Genomic DNA, 18,271 nt, shown 5'->3' with positions numbered 1-18,271 from the left:
CGAAATGGATCAATCAATATTACATCGAAGGCCACAATGAAGCCATCATTGAAAAGGAATCGTGTGAGTTAGCTCAGCTTGAGATAGAATGGAGAAATCAGTTTCGGCAGGACAATCACATCAATTTTTACATTATCCAATGCGAACATACTCCATTCACCTGTGAAGTTTTTTGTAAATAATGTGGAGGTCTGTTTGGCTGAAAGAACTGGACCACAAGCAGAGGGAGACGGCTAGTCTGGCAGTGTGTCAACCGGTATAAGGTGAAAAGTGTTCAAGGCTGTGCTAATCGACATATTGATAAGGAAACGCTTCAGTAAGCTTTCCTCAGAGCTGTAGAGATTCTTCGTGAAAACAAGGGAAAGCTAGAAAAGTGGGTAAACTTTATGAATGGATTTTAAATGGAGGTATCATTTTGAATTTTGAGTTTAGAACAGTCGATAAGTTTATGAATGATTTTATTCAGAACAAAGATAAGCAGAAAAGCAATATATTTCTAAAGCTTAACGAAACTGATTACTATGAAGAAAATAAATCTGGAACGTTATGTCATTATCCAGGTTGTTGTGAGAAAGCTATAGAATCTCATACTTATCCAAAATCTTTTTTGAGAAGAATCGCCGATCGAAATAAGGTCTTTGCAACTAATATAAAACATATTGTAGGTAATATCTATGATAAAGGTGTCTCAGATTTGGTAATGGATACTTATATTAAACATTCTGGTGTTCAACCTTTATTCTGTAAAAAACATGATGTTGACCTATTTAAAGCAATCGAAGTAAAAGGTTTTAACACAGACCTTGAGACTTATCTTTGTTTGTTTCTCTATCGTTCTTATATATATGACTATCAATTGGAATCTGAAGTTCACAATCCAAGCGTCAATAGAAAAATAAATATTGAAAGAGATTACTCTAAAAAAATATCAAAAGAAGACGAAAGTCGGTATTTATTTGAACAGGAACTCTCGTCCAAGATTATAAGCGAAAATGCAAGTTTTCATAATTCTGATGTTTTAAAAAATAGATTTGATAATATATTTCTTGAAAAGAAATCACCAAATTATACTGATTTTTGCCAATATTTTGAATTGAAGTATTATGATTTAGGGTTCCTTCCTAACTTTTTTGCAAGTGGAACTATGTTTTTCTCAGCCAATCCTACTAGGAGTGAGAATCCCCTTCAGTCTATCTATGCAATAATTCCTGAAAAGAGTTTAAAGACAGCATATTTCTGTATTTTAATTCCAAACGAGTCAAAGGATTCAATGAAAATTGTAATTGAGAATATAGAAGCAGAATATAGTAAGAGCGATAAGAGTGACTTTTTAAAAATCATTGAATTTTTTTTGTTAGATGCATCTCAAAATATTATAATGACTGAATCTCTTTACAAAAAATTACAAAAAAACAATGAGTATCAGAAGCTACTTAAAGTGTATATGTCTTTAGCATTTGCGAGACTAAACATTTTTCTTATACCAAGTGAATCATTTAGAAACTACTCTTACACATTACTGCAAACTTTCAAATTAATAAATAAAAACTAGATTTGATACCAAAATTCTCAAATGAAGATTTTGATAAATTTATGGCTTGGAAGGGTAGAAATATTGACAAAGTTAATTTATACCTATTTAAATAATCCAAGCGCTGAATTACAATGTCCTATAGATTATGGCACGGTAATTATTGATAATCCCAATCGACTGGAAGGTAATTACTATACTGGTAGAAAAACCAGAGGGTCAATGAGATTTGAGACAAATAATCCTTCTGAGTAGTTGATTTTGTAAGCTTGTAAATTGTGTATGTACATATCTTTTATAGAAAACTAAGGAGCAATTAGTCATGAGTTTTTCCAAGACTGCTATTATGGACCTGATTAGTCTAAAAAGAGAAGGCGAGTATTGGGATTTCAAAGAAAAATACCATCAAAATAAGGCTAAATTTATCCATGATATTCTATGCCTTTCTAACATACCTTCTAGGAATGGTTCCTATTTAATTTTTGGAGTATCAGATCATGGGGAAATAAAGGGAGTCAGCAATGATGAAGGCAGAAAAACTCAAGCCATGATTGTAGATATGCTTAGGAACGCTAGTTTTGCTGGTGGAAATGTACCGTTTATAACAATTGAAACCCTAACTCTTAATTCAAAAGAAATTGATGTTTTAATCATAAAGCATTCCGACAATACACCTTTCTATTTAGAAAAGAAGTATAAAGATGGTAAAACATGTATTCCAGCCGGGACAATATATACACGAAGGCAGGATACTAATACCCCAATTGATAGCGTTGCGAGTCAACAAGAAGTTGAATATCTATGGAGGAAGCGTTTTGGGATTGATTTATCACCGTTTGATAGGTTACTCCATTATATAGAAGACAAGGATGGATGGGAGAGTAATTCTGTTGGTAGATATTATAAGCAATTTCCAGAATTTGTTTTTGTAGAGGATAAAGATTCTGAAGATAGAAGTAGAGATGTGTACTACGCTCATAATATGATGAACAGTAAGCACTATTTCATGTCGTATCAATTCAAATACCATCAGACAATTCTTTATGAAGATGAGTTAATTGTAATGGACACAGGCATATATACGACTTCAACGCCTAGATGGGAAATTCTTCCTATCAACAAGGACTTAGATATTGATGTTTCTTACAATTATTTTATAGATGGAAGTCCAGAATGGCTAATTCACAAATTTCTTCTTGACGAAAACAACAAGGAGGCATGTTCGGCTCAAAGAAGGTTTCTTGAGTTGATACTTGTTTTTGAATCAGTGCAAGAGAAAGAAGAGTTTGATAAACTCATAATTAAAAACCTAATATACGAAAATTTGGATATTTTTCGTAAACCTATATTGAGTGGAGATACTGCGAATCGTACTAAAATTATTAATACTCACGATATTCAAGTGGCTGAGCTTTTGAATGAGAAATTAAGAGATTTTAGGTTTCATAATAACGTTTAAAAGTATATCTGGGAAGTACTGAGTGCAGTTATTTCGTTTTATAGTATAGGAAGATAACGTCAGCACACGTTGAGTGTGTTGCTCTGCTAGTCAAGGAAGATATAAAATAGTTAGGAGAAAGGGTATAAAAAAGGCTATCTAGAATAAATTGCTACCATGATATCAAGTTTTAGCAGGAACCAGACTATGAATTCGAGAAAGTTCATCCTGCAGTCTTGTTTTTACATGCGCATTACGTTAAGTCTGTTGATCTATTATCTAAGCTAGATGTTGCTTATCAGGATATTCTTGCATTAGATGAGAATGATATTCAATTTATTGATTAAAATTTACCTAATCAACAATCACCCACAGAGAGATAAAATCTGTGAGGTTTACATATAAATAACTGTTTTAAACAAAAAACTGCAAGCGTTTTAAAGAAAAATTGGGAAAAGGATTGATAAAAACGAAAAGGTAGTATAGAATGGAATTATTGAGAAATAATATATTAAAAGGAGTCGTTATATGAACTACAAAGAAGTTTATGAACAATGGCTAAACAATGATTTCTTCGATGAAGAAACAAAAGCTGATTTGCTGTCTATTCAGGATGATGAAGCTGAAATCGAAGATCGATTCTACAAGGGTCTTGAGTTTGGGACCGCTGGTCTTCGTGGGAAATTGGGTGCTGGTACCAACCGTATGAATAAATACATGGTGGGAAAAGCAGCCCAAGCATTGGCTGAAACCTTGAAAGACCATGGTGAAGAAGCGATTAAAAGAGGCGTTGCAATCAGCTATGATGTCAGATATAAATCAAAAGAATTTGCTGAGTTGACCTGCTCTATCATGGCTGCTCACGGCATCAAAACCTATATTTACAATGGGATTCATCCTACGCCAATGTGCTCGTATGCAATTAGAAAATTGCACTGTAAAGCAGGAGTTATGGTAACGGCTAGCCATAATCCACAAGAATACAATGGCTATAAAGCGTATTGGGAAGAAGGTTCACAGATTTTAGATGATATTGCAGGACAAATTGCAGGTCATATGGATGAAATTGTGAATTTTGAAGACATTAAGTCCATTCCTTTTGAAGAAGCCTTGGAAAGCGGTCTTGCAAATTATATTGATGCATCTGTTGAAGAAGATTACTACCAAGAAGTTCTCAATTTAACAATCAATGAAGATGTTGATAAATCTATCAAAGTTGGCTATACGCCTTTGAATGGTACAGGAAATATTCCTGTCAGAGAAATTCTGAAAAGAAGAGGATTTGAAAATATCTATGTCGTAAAGGAACAAGAATTTCCTGATCCAGATTTTACAACAGTTGGTTATCCCAATCCAGAATTTCCAAAAGCATTTGCCTATTCTGAAAAACTTGGAAAAGAAAATGATTGTGATATTTTGATTGCTAATGACCCAGACTGCGATCGTGTTGCGCTGGAAGTAAGAAATGCAAACGGTGATTATGTCTTTTTAAACGGAAATAAGATCGGTGCTTTGCTTTCTTATTATATTTTCTCACAACGTTCTGCTCTCAATAATTTACCTGAAAATCCTGTCATGGTGAAATCTATTGTTACAGGTGATTTATCTAGAGCGATTGCGAAGAAATATGGTATTGAAACAGTAGAAACCCTGACTGGATTTAAAAATATTTGTGGCAAAGCCAACGAATATGATCGTACTAAAGAAAAAACGTATGTGTTCGGTTACGAAGAAAGTATCGGTTTCTGTTATGGAACATTTGTTAGAGATAAAGATGCTGTCAGTGCTTCTATGATGATCGTGGAGATGGCTGCTTACTTTAAGAAACAGGGTAAGACTTTGTTAGATGTTTTAAATGATATTTATGCAGAGTTTGGCTTCTATAATGAAAGACAAGTTTCGCTTGAGCTAGAAGGTGTAGAAGGTCAGGAGCGAATTGGTCGCATGATGGAAGAATTTAGAGAACATCCTTTGACAACAATTGGAGCAATGGAACTTGAAAAAGTGATTGACTTTAAAGATGGCTACCTTGATTTTCCAAAACAAAACTGTTTGAAATATTACTTTAAAGATGGTTCATGGTATGCACTCAGACCGTCAGGGACCGAACCTAAAATCAAACTATACATCTATTCAATTGGTAAAGATGAAAAGGAAAGTGTTGAAAAACTTGACCTCATCGAAAAGGCTTGCCGAGAAAAAATGGATAGTGTGAAATAAGCACATATAAAAGAGTTTGGGACAAAAAGATTTCAATTTTTAAAAATCTTAATTATTAAGCCCTTCAAATCTATAATTAAATGCGAAAAGCGAACAAAGCAGAATTCTGATTACCAGAAAACTAGTTTTGTTCGCTTTTTATATTTGAGGTCGGACTTTTGTCCCAGCTTCTTTTTGCTTTTTAAAGACTGGTCGAATGTTTTGGCTGTATTTTTTGGTCGGGATAGATATAATTCATGGCGTTGTTGATAGCTGTAGGAGCTTCGCCTAGTCCTGTGGCTATCAAATCAATCTTTCCGTCATAGCTACAGCAATCGCCAGCAGCATAGATACCTGCGACAGAAGTTTCTTGTTTGCTATTGACGATAATCTTGTGGCGATTGAGTTCTATTCCCCATTTTTTTAAGTTTCCAACAGATGATTTGAAGCCATAATTGACAAAAAGCTGATCAAGCGGCAAGAGCTCTGTTTCATTGCTTTTCACTTTAGTAATCTCAAGATGAGTGAGTTTGTTTCCTTCACCTATAAGTTGACTTGGGATAAATGGTGTTTTAATCGTGACAGTAGAAGCTTTTAGTTCATTGACACTGTGTTCTAAAGCACGGAAGGTGTCTCGACGATGGATGATATGTGTCGGAGCGATTTTATCAAAAGCAAGTGCCCAATCCACTGCAGAATCACCACCTCCTAGAACCACAATGTTTTGTCCAGCGTATTGATTGATATTTGACACGTGATAGTGAATGTTTTCAAATTGGTCTACATTTTCTAGCTCCAGCGGGCGTGGTTTAAAAGCACCACCTCCCATAGCAATCAAAATGGCTCTTGAAATGTGCTTCCCATTGCTAGTTGTTAAGGTAAATAATTCATCATTTTTTTCAATATCTAATACAGTCTCATTGAGATGTATGCTTGTTTCAAATGTTTTTACTTGATCAATCAAACGCTCAATCAATTCCTCACCTGTTAGATTAGTAAAACCAGGAACATCCAGAATTTTCTTTTCAGGATAGAGAATAGCTGGCTGTCCACCGAGCTGAGGTAGCGAATCAATCAAATTCACTTTTGCTTGACGCATGTGAGCATAAAAAGCAGCAAAAAGACCCACAGGCCCCCCGCCAACAATCGTAATATCAAAAATTTCAGACATGATTTCTCCTTAAAATAGTAACGTATTTCTATTTTATCACAAAATGAGGAAAACGATAGAGAAATTGTGTTAGGACACGTGAATTATGTTACAATAGTTACAGATTATATTATTAAGGAGACATACATGCAAGCAGTTGCACATTTTATTGAAACATTTGTTCCAGAACATTATGATATTTTTTTAGATTTGAATCGGGAGCAAAAAACGTTCACAGGTAAGGTCAGCATTAGCGGAGAAGCAAAAGGTGAAAAAATTTCTCTTCATCAGAAGGATTTGACAATCCAGTCCGTTGAGGTAGCTGGCGAAGCTCGTCCTTTCTCTGTAGATAATGAAAATGAAGCAGTTTACGTTGAGCTTGGTCAAGCAGGGGTTGTTGAAGTAACGCTGACTTATACAGGTAAAATTACAGATAATATGACGGGGATTTATCCTTCTTACTATACTGTTGATGGAGTCAAAAAAGAAGTTCTTTCTACTCAATTTGAAAGTCATTTTGCACGTGAAGCCTTTCCAAGTGTAGATGAGCCAGAAGCAAAAGCTACATTTGACCTTTCTTTGAAATTTGACCAAGAAGCAGGAGAAATCGCACTTTCAAACATGCCAGAAGTTGATGTAGAAAATCGAAAAGCAACTGGCATCTGGAAGTTTGCAACGACTCCTCGCATGTCGTCTTATCTTTTGGCGTTCGCGGCTGGTGATTTACAGGGTGTTACAGCAAAAACGAAGAATGGTACCTTGGTCGGCGTGTACTCTACCAAAGCTCACCCTGTTTCAAATTTGGAATTTGCTTTAGATATTGCAGTTCGCTCTATTGATTTTTATGAAGAATACTACGGAGTAAAATATCCGATTCCTCAATCTCTGCATGTAGCTTTGCCAGACTTTTCTGCAGGAGCTATGGAAAATTGGGGCTTGGTCACTTATCGTGAAGTTTATCTTTTAGTAGATGAAAATTCAACTGTTACAAGCCGTCAGCAAGTAGCTCTTGTGATTGCTCACGAATTGGCTCACCAATGGTTTGGTAATTTGGTTACAATGAAATGGTGGGATGACCTTTGGCTCAATGAAAGTTTTGCCAATATGATGGAATATGTCTGTGTGAACGCTATTGAGCCGACTTGGAACATTTTTGAGGACTTCCAAACAAGTGGCGTTCCTCTGGCTCTAAAACGGGATGCGACTGACGGTGTTCAATCTGTCCATGTGGAAGTAAAACATCCAGACGAAATCAATACCTTATTTGATCCTGCGATTGTTTACGCTAAAGGAAGTCGTCTCATGCACATGCTTCGTCGTTGGTTAGGAGATAAAGCCTTTGCAAAAGGTTTGAATGCTTATTTTGCTAAACACCAATACAGTAATACGATTGGTCGTGACTTATGGAATGCTCTTGGTGCGGCTTCAGGACGTGACGTAGCAGCCTTTATGGATTCGTGGCTAGAACAACCAGGCTATCCTGTTTTGACAGCGATTGTGGAAAATGACACTCTCAAAATTTCTCAAAAACAATTCTTTATTGGTGAAAAAGAAGAAAAAGGTCGTCTATGGGTTGTACCATTGAATAGTAATTGGACTGGTATTCCAGATACTTTAGAAACCGAAACGCTTGAAATTCCAAATTATGCAGCTCTGGCAGCGCAAAATGAAGGAGCACTTCGTTTCAATACAGAAAATACGGCGCATTACATTACTGATTATCAAGGGGAATTGTTGGATAATATTTTAGCAACTATTACGGACTTGGATAATACAAGTAAGTTGCAAGTGGTGCAAGAACGTCGTTTGTTGGCGGAAGCTGGTTTTGTTTCATTTGCAGATTTGATTCCAGTGGTTGAAAAGTTAACCAATGAAACATCTTATCTTGTAGTATCTGCTGTGAAGGCTGTTCTAAATGGTTTGAAGACTTTTGTGGACGAAGGGACAGAAACAGAGGCAGCCTTTAAAAAATTACTCGTTAAGCTGAATGAAGATAACTTTGACCGACTTGGCTTTGAAGCGAAAGACGGTGAAACAGATGAAGATGAATTGGTACGTCAAATTGTTGTGGCAAATATGATTGCGGCTGATGATGAACAAGCGAGCCAAAAAGCGAGCCAAATCTTTGAAGCATACAAAGAAAACTTGGAAAAACTTCCAGCAGCTACTCGTTTGCAAATTTTGATTAACCAAATCAAACACCATGAGACAAAAGAATTGACTGATCAATATCTAGCAACCTACATTGCAACGGTTGATGGCAACTTCCAACGTCAATTGGCTTCTGCTCTATCTTATACGAAGAACGAAGCAACTCTAGCGCATCTTTTAGAAGAATGGAAAAATAAAGATGTTGTGAAACCACAGGATTTAGCAATGAGTTGGTATTTTACTTTCTTACAACATGATTTTACACAAGGAACTGTCTGGACTTGGGCACGTGACAATTGGGATTGGATTGAAGCAGCTCTTGGTGGAGATATGAGTTTTGATAAATTTGTCATTTATCCAGCAAGTACTTTCAAGACGCGTGAACGCTTGGCAGAATACAAAGCCTTTTTTGAACCACAATTGTCTGACTTGGCTATCAGCCGTAACATCAGCATGGGAATCAAAGAAATTTCCGCTCGTATTGATTTGATTGACAAAGAAAAAGCAGCTGTTGAAGCAGCAATCAAAGCAGCAGTATAACACTATAGAAGAGAAAAGGTTGAATGAAAATTTCAGCCTTTTCTTATTGCATTTTGCTGTTTTATTAAAAAAGTGATAGTTTTTGAAAGAAAATGCTTGACTTTGAAATGGAATGGTGTATAATAAGTCTGTAAACGATTGCAGGAAGGGGTGGAATTATCTTAAAATCAGAGCGAAAACAGGTAATTTTAGAGGAAATCAATCATCATCAAGTTGTTTCTCTGGATAGCTTAGTTCGTTTGTTAAATACGTCTGAATCAACAGTTCGTAGAGATTTAGACGAATTGGAAGATGAAAGAAAACTGCGCCGGATTCACGGTGGAGCAGAAAGCATTCATTTCCTTCAAGAGGAAGAAAGCAATCAAGAAAAATCTATCAAAAACGTTCAAGATAAATTACGAATTGCTCAAAAAGCGGCGGAATTGATGCAAGAACAGGATGTTATTTTTATTGATGCTGGAACGACAAATGAATTGTTAATCAATGAGCTTTCAAGCAAACATATGACGGTTGTAACCAACTCCATTCACCATGCTACAAAGTTAGTTGAGAAAAACATTCCAACGGTTATTATCGGAGGAGTTGTCAAAAGCTCAACAGATGCTAGTATTGGTGGTGTTGCTTTGAATCAAATTGGTCAGTTGAATTTCAACAAAGCCTTTATTGGTATGAATGGAATTGATGAAAATTTCTATACAACGCCTGATATGGAAGAAGGAGCAGTCAAGCGAGCGATTCTTGAAAACGCCAAGCAGACTTATGTCTTAGCTGACGCCTCAAAAATCGGTCAGACCTCTTTCGTGAAAGTCGCACCTATCAAACGCGCAAGCATTATTACTAGTGCTTGTACCAATGAGCAATTGGAGAAGATAAAAGAAAAAACGGAGGTTATTGAAGTATGATTTATACTGTTACGCTTAACCCTTCTATTGACTATATTGTCCGTTTGGACAAGGTCAATGTTGGAAGCGTGAATCGTATGGAGAGCGATGATAAATTTGCTGGTGGAAAAGGCATCAACGTCAGTCGTGTGCTCAAACGTTTGGGAATTGACAATACAGCGACTGGCTTTATCGGTGGCTTTACTGGAAAATTTATTACTGATACCTTGGAAAATGAAGCGATTGCGACTAAATTTGTCCAAGTGTCAGAGGATACGCGTATCAACGTTAAGATTAAAGCAGACGCTGAGACAGAAATCAATGGAACGGGTCCGACTGTCTCACCAGAGCAATTGGCAGCCTTAAAAGATATTCTTTCAGGGCTTTCAGAGAAAGATACAGTTGTCTTTGCAGGGTCAAGCAATAAAAATCTAGGCAATGTCGTCTATAAAGAGTTAATTAGTCTGACGAGGCAAACTGGAGCACAAGTCGTTTGTGATTTCGAGGGACAAACACTTATTGATTCACTAGAGTTTCAGCCATTATTGGTAAAACCCAACAATCACGAGTTAGGTGATATTTTTGGAGTGAAGCTGGAAAAATTGGATGAGATTGAAAAATACGCTCGTGAAATTCTAGCTAAAGGTGCGCAACATGTCATTATTTCTATGGCAGGAGACGGTGCACTTTTGGTAACAAAGGACGGAGCTTATTTTGCAAAACCAATCAAGGGAATCGTAAAAAATTCTGTCGGAGCTGGTGACTCAATGGTTGCAGGCTTTACTGGGGAATTTGTTCGTTCAGGAAATGCTGTTGAAGCCTTCAAATGGGGAGTAGCTTGCGGGACGGCAACAACTTTCTCTGATGACTTGGCAACAGCCGCTTTTATTAACGAAATGTATGAAAAAGTAGAGGTAGAAAAAATATGAAAATTCAGGATTTGCTGAGAAAAGATGTGATGTTGCTTGATTTACAAGCAACTGAAAAAACAGCTGCTATTGATGAAATGATTCGCAGTTTAGTTGACCACGGTTATGTGACAGATTTTGAAACATTCAAAGAAGGAATCTTGGCTCGTGAAGCTTTAACGTCAACAGGCTTGGGCGACGGGATTGCCATGCCACACAGTAAAAATGCGGCAGTCAAAGAAGCAACCGTTCTTTTTGCAAAATCAAACAAAGGTGTGGATTATGAAAGTTTAGACGGGCAACCGACAGATTTGTTCTTCATGATTGCTGCACCAGAAGGAGCGAACGATACTCACTTGGCTGCACTTGCAGAATTGTCACAGTACCTGATGAAAGATGGATTTGCAGACAAACTTCGTCAAGTAACTTCACCAGATGAAGTGATTGCATTATTTGACCAAGCATCTGAAAAAGCAGCAGAACCTACAACGGTAGTACCGGCAACCAAAGATGGTGATTTCCTTGTTGCGGTAACAGCATGTACAACGGGAATTGCACATACTTATATGGCGCAAGAAGCTCTTCAAAAGGTAGCAGCTGAAATGGGAGTTGGTATCAAGGTTGAAACCAACGGTGCTAGTGGTATCGGAAACAAACTGACAGCAGAAGATATTCAAAAAGCAAAAGCAGTTATTATTGCAGCTGATAAAGCTGTAGAAATGGATCGATTTGATGGGAAACCACTGATTAATCGTCCGGTTGCTGATGGTATTCGTAAAACAGAAGAATTGATTAACTTGGCATTGTCAGGAAAAGCAGAAGTATATCATGCAGCCAATAAAGCAGCTGCGTCCTCTTCAGCGAATGCAGCAGGCGGTTTCTACAAACACTTAATGAGTGGTGTTAGCCAAATGCTTCCATTTGTTATTGGTGGTGGTATTATGATTGCTATTGCCTTCTTGATTGACCAAGCGATGGGAGTTCCAAAAGATCAATTGGCAAATCTTGGAACTTACCATGATCTTGCAGCTATGTTTAAGAATATTGGTGGTTTGGCTTTTGGCTTTATGCTTCCTGTTCTTGCTGGTTATATCGCTTATTCTATTGCTGAAAAGCCAGGTTTGGCACCAGGGTTTGTAGCAGGTAGCATGGCTTCGGCAGGTCTTGCTTTTGGAAAAATTCCATTTGCAGCAGGCGGGAAAGCAACCCTTGCTCTTGCTGGCGTCCCTTCTGGTTTCCTTGGAGCCCTAGTGGGTGGTTTCCTTGCAGGTTACGTTGTAAACTTTCTTAAAAAAGCCTTGAGTGGTCTTCCAAAATCACTAGAGGGCATCAAGTCTATTCTACTTTACCCGCTGTTGGGAATCTTGCTAACTGGCTTCTTGATGTTATTGGTGAATATTCCAATGGCAGCTATCAATACTGGATTGAATAGTTTCCTAGAAGGTTTATCTGGTAGTTCAGCTGTCCTTCTTGGACTCGTTGTAGGTGGTATGATGGCTATTGATATGGGTGGTCCTTTCAATAAGGCGGCCTATATCTTTGGTACAGGAACTCTTGCAGCAACTGTTTCAACAGGTGGTTCAGTTGTGATGGCAGCAGTTATGGCTGGTGGTATGGTTCCTCCTCTAGCAGTCTTTGTTGCAACGCTTTTATTCAAAGACAAATTCACCGAAGAAGAACGTAATTCAGGTTTGACAAACATTGTTATGGGGCTATCATTCATCACTGAAGGTGCCATTCCATTTGGTGCTGCTGACCCTGCTCGCGCTATTCCAAGCTTTATGGTTGGCTCTGCCTTAGCAGGTGCCCTTGTCGGCATGGCTGGTATTAAACTAATCGCACCGCACGGAGGTATCTTTGTTATTGCACTTACTTCAAATGCTCTTCTCTATATCATCTTTATCTTGATTGGCGCAATTGTAAGTGGTGTGCTATTCGGAGCACTTCGTAAACCATTGAATAAATAATGATGAGTTTCATCATTCTAGGAGTTGGAGAAAAAATTCTCTGACTCCTTTTTAATCCTAAAAGAAACATTGGCAGAAGATGATTTTCATACTGATTAAAATAGTCAGGTGCTGGAAAATATGATATAATTTTACTAACGCATATTTTGAGGAGAAACGAAATGGAATTACAACGTGAAAAAGAATTTGTTAGTCAATATCATTATGATGCTCGTAATTTAGAATGGGAAAAAGAAAATGGAACTCCAGAAACAAAAGTGGACGTCAATTTTCAATTGTTAAATCAAGATCAGGAAGGGCAAGTGACCTCTATTGTTGTAATTGTGAGCTTTATGATTGTCTTTGATTCTTTTGTCATTAGTGGAACAATCTCGCAAGTCAATCATATTCTTGGGCGAATTGTGAACGAACCGAGTGAATTTGAGCAGGATGAGGTGGAGCAATTAGCTCAGCCAAGTTTGGCTGTATTAAATCGTTTGACCTATGAAGTAACAGAAATCGCCTTAGATTTGCCAGGTATCAATTTGGAGTTTTAATGCATGAAATTAGCCGTAATTACTGATTCGTCTGCATATTTAGATAATAAAGTAGTCGAAAATGAGCATTTATTTGTCCTAGATATTCCCGTTAGTATAGACGGGGTTGAGTATATTGAAGGAAAAAATTTTTCTGCTAGTGAATTTTATCAAAAAATGGCAGCTTCTAGTGAATTGCCAAAGACGAGCCAACCGAGTATTGCTAGCTTAGTAAATATCCTTTCTTTAGTAGAAGGACAAGGTTATACTCATGTCATTGGTTTGTTTTTATCGAGTGGAATTTCTGGTTTTTATCAAAATATCCAGTATTTGAAAGATGAATTTCCAAGTTTAGAAATTGCTTTTCCGGATTCAAAAATCACAAGTGCGCCACTTGGAATGATGGTGGAGCATATTTTGAACTGGACTAAACAGGGATTATTGTTTGAACAAATTTTAAACAATCTTGAAGTTCAAATTAAGGGAATTGGTGCTTTCATCATGGTAGATGACTTAAATCACTTGGTGAAGGGTGGTCGTTTGTCTAACGGTGCTGCAATTCTTGGAAACTTGCTCAGTATCAAACCAATTCTTTACTTTAACGACGAGGGAGTTATTGAGGTTTATGAAAAGATTCGTACCGAGAAAAAAGCTACGAAACGCCTGATTGAGATTGTCAAAGAGCAAACTGCACAAGGAAATTACCAAGTGATGATTATTCATGGAAATGCACTGGAAAAAGCAGAACATTTACATCAATTATTGTTAGAAGATGGTGTTTCCGGAGAGATTTCGATTGCGACATTTGGTAGTGTGATTGGAACTCATTTGGGTGCTGGAAGTATTGCCTTAGCCTATATTCCGATTATTTAAGGAGAATTCCATGAGTATAAAGGTCATTATTGCTGGTTTCAAAGGAAAAATGGGACAAGCTGCTTATAACATGGTGACAGAAGATCCTGCATTAGAGCTCGTTGGATTGCTTGACCCACTTACTCCAGAAAAAGAAGTAGCTGGTGTTCCCGTTTTTAATCAGAAAGAAGATTTGAGTGGTGTAGAAGCGGATGTGTGGGTTGATTTTACAACTCCTAAAGTGGCGTATGAAAATACTCGTTTTGCATTAGAGCAGGGCTTTGCGCCTGTGGTCGGAACGACTGGATTTACATCGGATGAAATCAAAGGGTTAGTTGAGTTTTCTCGGCAAAAAGAGCTAGGAGGCTTGATTGCTCCTAATTTTGCTGTGGGAGCGGTTCTTTTGATGCAATTTGCAACGCAAGCAGCTAAATATTTTCCAGATGTGGAAATCATTGAATTACATCATGATCAGAAAAAGGATGCGCCGAGCGGCACAGCGATTAAAACAGCTGAATTGATTAGCAAGGTTCGCCCCCAAAAACATCAGGGGGCAATGGACGAAAAAGAGTTATTAAAAGGAGCACGTGGCGCAGAAATGGACGGCATGCGCATTCATTCGGTTCGTTTACCAGGCTTGGTGGCTCACCAAGAAGTCATCTTTGGTGGTCAAGGTGAGGGACTGACACTTCGTCATGATTCGTACGACCGTAAGTCTTTCATGACGGGGGTGAATTTAGGTATTAAGGAAGTGGTCAAGAAAAAAGAGCTTGTCTACGGATTGGAATATTTATTATGAGATTAGAAAATCTGCCTTCTGAATTTCAGGAGGCTTTACCAGTATTAAAGAAGATTAAGAATGCCGGTTTTGAGGCGTATTTTGTTGGCGGTTCAGTTCGCGATGCTTTATTGAATCGACCGATTCATGATGTGGATATTGCAAGTTCCAGTTATCCAGAAGAAACCAAACGTATTTTTGAGCGAACGATTGATGTCGGAATTGAGCATGGGACGGTTTTAGTCTTAGAAGACAATCATGAATATGAAGTGACGACTTTTCGGACAGAGGATATCTATGTAGACTATCGCAGACCTAGCCATGTCACGTTTGTTCGTTCTCTAAAAGAAGATTTAAAACGGCGCGATTTCACGATCAATGCTTTGGCTTTGGATGAAGCAGGGAATGTGATTGATTTATTTGAAGGGTTGGATGATCTGAAACAGCAGATCTTACGTGCTGTAGGAACACCTTCGGAACGCTTCAACGAAGACGCCTTGCGCATTATGCGAGGATTTCGTTTTCAGGCATCCTTAGGCTTTTCATTAGATACAGACACATTTCAGGCTATGAAAATGTGTGCGCCACTATTAAAAAAAATTTCTGTGGAGCGAACTTTCATTGAATTTGACAAACTACTGACAGCGTCTTATTGGCGTAAAGGATTGAAAAGTCTGCTTGCCAGTGGTGCAACGGACTATTTACCTGACATGCGCAGCAGCCAATCACAATTGAAAACGATGTTTGATATTAAAGCAGATTTTCAATTTACGAGTTCAGAACAAGCTTGGGCTGCTCTTTTAATGGCTCTTCAAGTAAAAAATGTTAAAAAATTCCTCAAGCATTGGAAAACTTCAAATGAATTTCAGAAGCGCGTAGAGCAAATTGTCACGATTTATAATATTCGCCAAACGCATTTTCTGGATAAAGAAGAATGCTATCGTTTTGAATTGGACCTGATGATACAAGCAGAAGAAATTCGTCAAGCACAGGGATTAGCTGTTAATTTTGAAAAGATTCATTCTACTTATGATTCACTAACGATTCATGATAAACATGAAATTGTCGTCAATGGTGGTCTGTTAATCAAAGAATTTGGCTTTAAGCCGAGTCCTGCTTTAGGACATCTCTTGACTGAGATTGAGACAGCTATTGTGAATGGTACCTTGGACAACTGCCTTGAAGCTATTTTAGCTTTTGTAGAGGAGAGAAGATGAGTGACTTTATTGTTGAAAAGTTGACTAAAACGGTGGGAGATAAGACTGTTTTTAAAAATATTTCCTTTATTATTCATAGTTTGGATCGGATTGGCTTGATTGGGGTTAATGGAACTGGAAAAACGACCCTTTTGAATGTTCTGTCTGGAAAATCTGGATTTGATGGGGACATTAATCCTTTTTCAGCTAAATCGGGCTATAAGATTGGCTACTTAACCCAAGAACCGCACTTTGATGACGACAAAACGGTACTAGATACGGTTTTATCAAGCAATCTGCGAGAAATGCAGCTTATTCGTGAGTATGAGTTATTGCTGTCTAACTATGATGAAAGCAATCAATCTCGTTTAGAGAAGATTATGGCTGAAATGGATGCTCTTCAAGCATGGGAAATTGAAAGTCAAGTTAAGACTGTTTTGTCGAAGCTAGGTTTGAACGACTTATCTGCTAAGGTCGGCGACCTGTCAGGTGGTTTGCGACGCCGCGTGCAATTGGCACAAGTCTTGTTAGGAGACGATGACTTATTGCTCCTTGATGAGCCGACCAACCATTTGGATATTGATAGCATCGAATGGCTGACAAATTTTTTGAAGAATTCCAAAAAAACGGTTCTCTTTATTACCCATGACCGCTATTTTCTAGATCATGTTTCGACACGGATTTTTGAATTGGACAGCGGAGATTTGCTTGAATATCAAGGAAATTATCAAGATTACGTCCGTTTGAAAGCAGAACAAGACGAGCGAGATGCTGCCTTTCTCCATAAAAAACAACAGCTTTATAAGCAGGAATTGTCCTGGATGCGTCGCCAGCCACAGGCTAGAGCAACCAAGCAGCAAGCTCGAATCAATCGTTTTCAAGATTTGAAAAAGGATTTGTCTGATCAAGCGACTCAGAAAGACTTAGAAATGAATTTCGAGACCAGTCGGATTGGGAAGAAAGTGATTGAATTTAAAGATATGGGCTTTGCTTATGGTGACAAGAAGATTCTTTCTCATTTCAATTTGTTAGTTCAAAATAAAGATCGGATTGGGATTGTGGGGGATAATGGAGTTGGGAAATCCACCTTGCTCAATCTGATTGCTGGGAAATTAGCACCTCAATCTGGTCAACTGATCATTGGTGAGACGGTTCGTGTGGCTTATTTCTCACAGCAAATTGAAGGGTTGGATGAGTCCAAACGCGTTATCAATTTCTTGCAGGAAGTCGCAGAAGAAGTTAAGACATCTGCGGGGACGACATCAATTGCCGAACTCTTGGAACAATTTCTCTTTCCTCGTTCCACTCATGGAACTTTGATTGAAAAATTATCCGGAGGAGAGAAAAAGCGGCTCTATCTTCTCAAGTTATTGTTGGAAAAGCCGAATGTTTTGCTGTTGGATGAGCCAACTAATGACTTAGATATCGCGACATTAACGGTGCTGGAAAATTTTTTGCAAAGCTTTGCCGGCCCAGTTATGACTGTTAGTCACGATCGGTATTTCCTTGATAAAGTAGCAGATAAGATTTTAGCTTTTGAAGAGGGAACTATCAGAGAATATTTCGGTAATTATACTGATTATCTGGATGAAAAGGCGTTTGAGCTAGAGAGCTCTGCCATTTCCCAACAACTTGAAAAGGAAAAAGTAGCTAAAGTGCGAGAGGAAAAGAAGCGCTTAAGCTACTTTGAAAAACAGGAGTGGGAGTCTATTGAGGGAGATATAGAGAAGCTTGAGGAGGACATTGCAGCTATTGAGCGGGAAATGCAGGAATATGCTTCGGACTTCGGTCGGCTCGCTGAACTCCAAAAAGAGTTGGATGGCAAAAACGATTTACTTTTGGAGAAATATGAGCGCTATGAATACTTGAGCGAGTTAGTATAGACTTGACTACTGCATGTAATGTGTGTCGAGTGTGATTGCATTTTTAAACAAGGTCTATTTACAAGTCCTATAAAATTTGGTATAATATCAACTAATTAAATAAGAATCCGCAAGACTAGTAGCTTAGGGGAAGTTTGACAGGGAGAAGAGCTAGAGACTGAGAGCTCTTTAGATGAAAACTAGGTGAATTCACTTGCAATAGGATTGAGAATTAAGGTCTGGGAAACCAGATAAAAACGGATGGTACCGCGTGTCAACGCTCCGCTTATGGAGTTTGGCATG

The 18,271-nt window shown here is 37.9% G+C and carries 14 protein-coding genes; 13 read left to right on the top strand and 1 reads right to left on the bottom strand.

Features of this window, described 5'->3' with window-relative positions; translation table 11 throughout:
* The first annotated feature begins 373 nt into the window (after positions 1-373).
* From ANG_RS06920 to ANG_RS06910, 4 genes are all read left to right on the top strand, one after another.
* A complete protein-coding gene (locus ANG_RS06920) occupies positions 374-1,552 on the top strand; it encodes a hypothetical protein (protein WP_020999557.1) in 1,179 nt (392 codons plus the stop codon).
* Between the two features lie 21 nt (positions 1,553-1,573).
* Positions 1,574-1,786 carry a hypothetical protein gene (locus tag ANG_RS11200; protein ID WP_172636399.1) on the top strand — a complete coding sequence of 71 codons (213 nt, stop codon included), beginning with the start codon at positions 1,574-1,576 and terminating at the stop codon, positions 1,784-1,786.
* 67 nt (positions 1,787-1,853) lie between these two features.
* On the top strand, positions 1,854-2,990 hold the full coding sequence (locus tag ANG_RS06915; RefSeq protein WP_003037968.1) for an AlbA family DNA-binding domain-containing protein: 1,137 nt from the start codon (positions 1,854-1,856) through the stop codon (positions 2,988-2,990).
* Positions 2,991-3,497: 507 nt separating this feature from the next.
* A complete protein-coding gene (locus tag ANG_RS06910; RefSeq protein WP_025271854.1) occupies positions 3,498-5,189 on the top strand; it encodes a phospho-sugar mutase in 1,692 nt (563 codons plus the stop codon).
* Positions 5,190-5,370: 181 nt separating this feature from the next.
* Here ANG_RS06910 and ANG_RS06905 read toward each other — a convergent pair whose 3' ends face one another.
* A complete protein-coding gene (locus ANG_RS06905) occupies positions 5,371-6,339 on the bottom strand; it encodes an NAD(P)/FAD-dependent oxidoreductase (RefSeq protein WP_003037832.1) in 969 nt (322 codons plus the stop codon).
* Positions 6,340-6,465: 126 nt separating this feature from the next.
* On the opposite strand from ANG_RS06905, the gene ANG_RS06900 reads away from it, so the two are divergent.
* The 9 genes from ANG_RS06900 (at position 6,466) to ANG_RS06860 (ending at position 17,989) form a co-directional block, all read left to right on the top strand.
* Complete coding sequence (locus tag ANG_RS06900) at positions 6,466-9,009, top strand: M1 family metallopeptidase (RefSeq protein WP_003037854.1); 2,544 nt, start codon at positions 6,466-6,468, stop codon at positions 9,007-9,009.
* Between the two features lie 158 nt (positions 9,010-9,167).
* Positions 9,168-9,911: a DeoR/GlpR family DNA-binding transcription regulator gene (locus ANG_RS06895; protein ID WP_025271853.1), complete on the top strand. Its 744-nt coding sequence runs from the start codon at positions 9,168-9,170 to the stop codon at positions 9,909-9,911.
* Positions 9,908-10,819, top strand: a complete 912-nt coding sequence (gene pfkB / locus ANG_RS06890) for a 1-phosphofructokinase (RefSeq protein ID WP_003024040.1) — start codon at positions 9,908-9,910, stop codon at positions 10,817-10,819. The genes ANG_RS06895 and pfkB overlap by 4 nt, the downstream gene beginning before the upstream one ends.
* The gene (locus ANG_RS06885) at positions 10,816-12,765 is read left to right on the top strand and encodes a PTS fructose transporter subunit IIABC (protein WP_025271852.1); all 1,950 of its coding nucleotides are present in this window, start codon (positions 10,816-10,818) and stop codon (positions 12,763-12,765) included. Before pfkB ends, ANG_RS06885 begins: the two co-directional genes overlap by 4 nt.
* A 161-nt stretch (positions 12,766-12,926) precedes the next feature.
* Positions 12,927-13,301, top strand: coding sequence for a DUF1149 family protein (locus tag ANG_RS06880; protein ID WP_006267440.1), 375 nt, complete (start codon positions 12,927-12,929; stop codon positions 13,299-13,301).
* Between the two features lie 3 nt (positions 13,302-13,304).
* Positions 13,305-14,153, top strand: coding sequence for a DegV family protein (locus ANG_RS06875; RefSeq protein WP_025271851.1), 849 nt, complete (start codon positions 13,305-13,307; stop codon positions 14,151-14,153).
* A 10-nt stretch (positions 14,154-14,163) separates the two neighbouring features.
* Positions 14,164-14,931, top strand: a complete 768-nt coding sequence (gene dapB / locus ANG_RS06870; protein ID WP_003037943.1) for a 4-hydroxy-tetrahydrodipicolinate reductase — start codon at positions 14,164-14,166, stop codon at positions 14,929-14,931.
* Complete coding sequence (locus ANG_RS06865) at positions 14,928-16,127, top strand: CCA tRNA nucleotidyltransferase (RefSeq protein ID WP_003037933.1); 1,200 nt, start codon at positions 14,928-14,930, stop codon at positions 16,125-16,127. The genes dapB and ANG_RS06865 overlap by 4 nt, the downstream gene beginning before the upstream one ends.
* Positions 16,124-17,989, top strand: a complete 1,866-nt coding sequence (locus ANG_RS06860) for an ABC-F family ATP-binding cassette domain-containing protein (protein ID WP_003037886.1) — start codon at positions 16,124-16,126, stop codon at positions 17,987-17,989. Before ANG_RS06865 ends, ANG_RS06860 begins: the two co-directional genes overlap by 4 nt.
* Positions 17,990-18,271 lie beyond the last annotated feature (282 nt).

It is taken from the genome of Streptococcus anginosus subsp. whileyi MAS624 (assembly GCF_000478925.1).
Classification (GTDB): Bacteria; Bacillota; Bacilli; order Lactobacillales; family Streptococcaceae; genus Streptococcus; species Streptococcus whileyi.
Note: the sequence above shows the minus strand (reverse complement) of the source record. Positions and strands in the feature narration are given on the sequence as shown.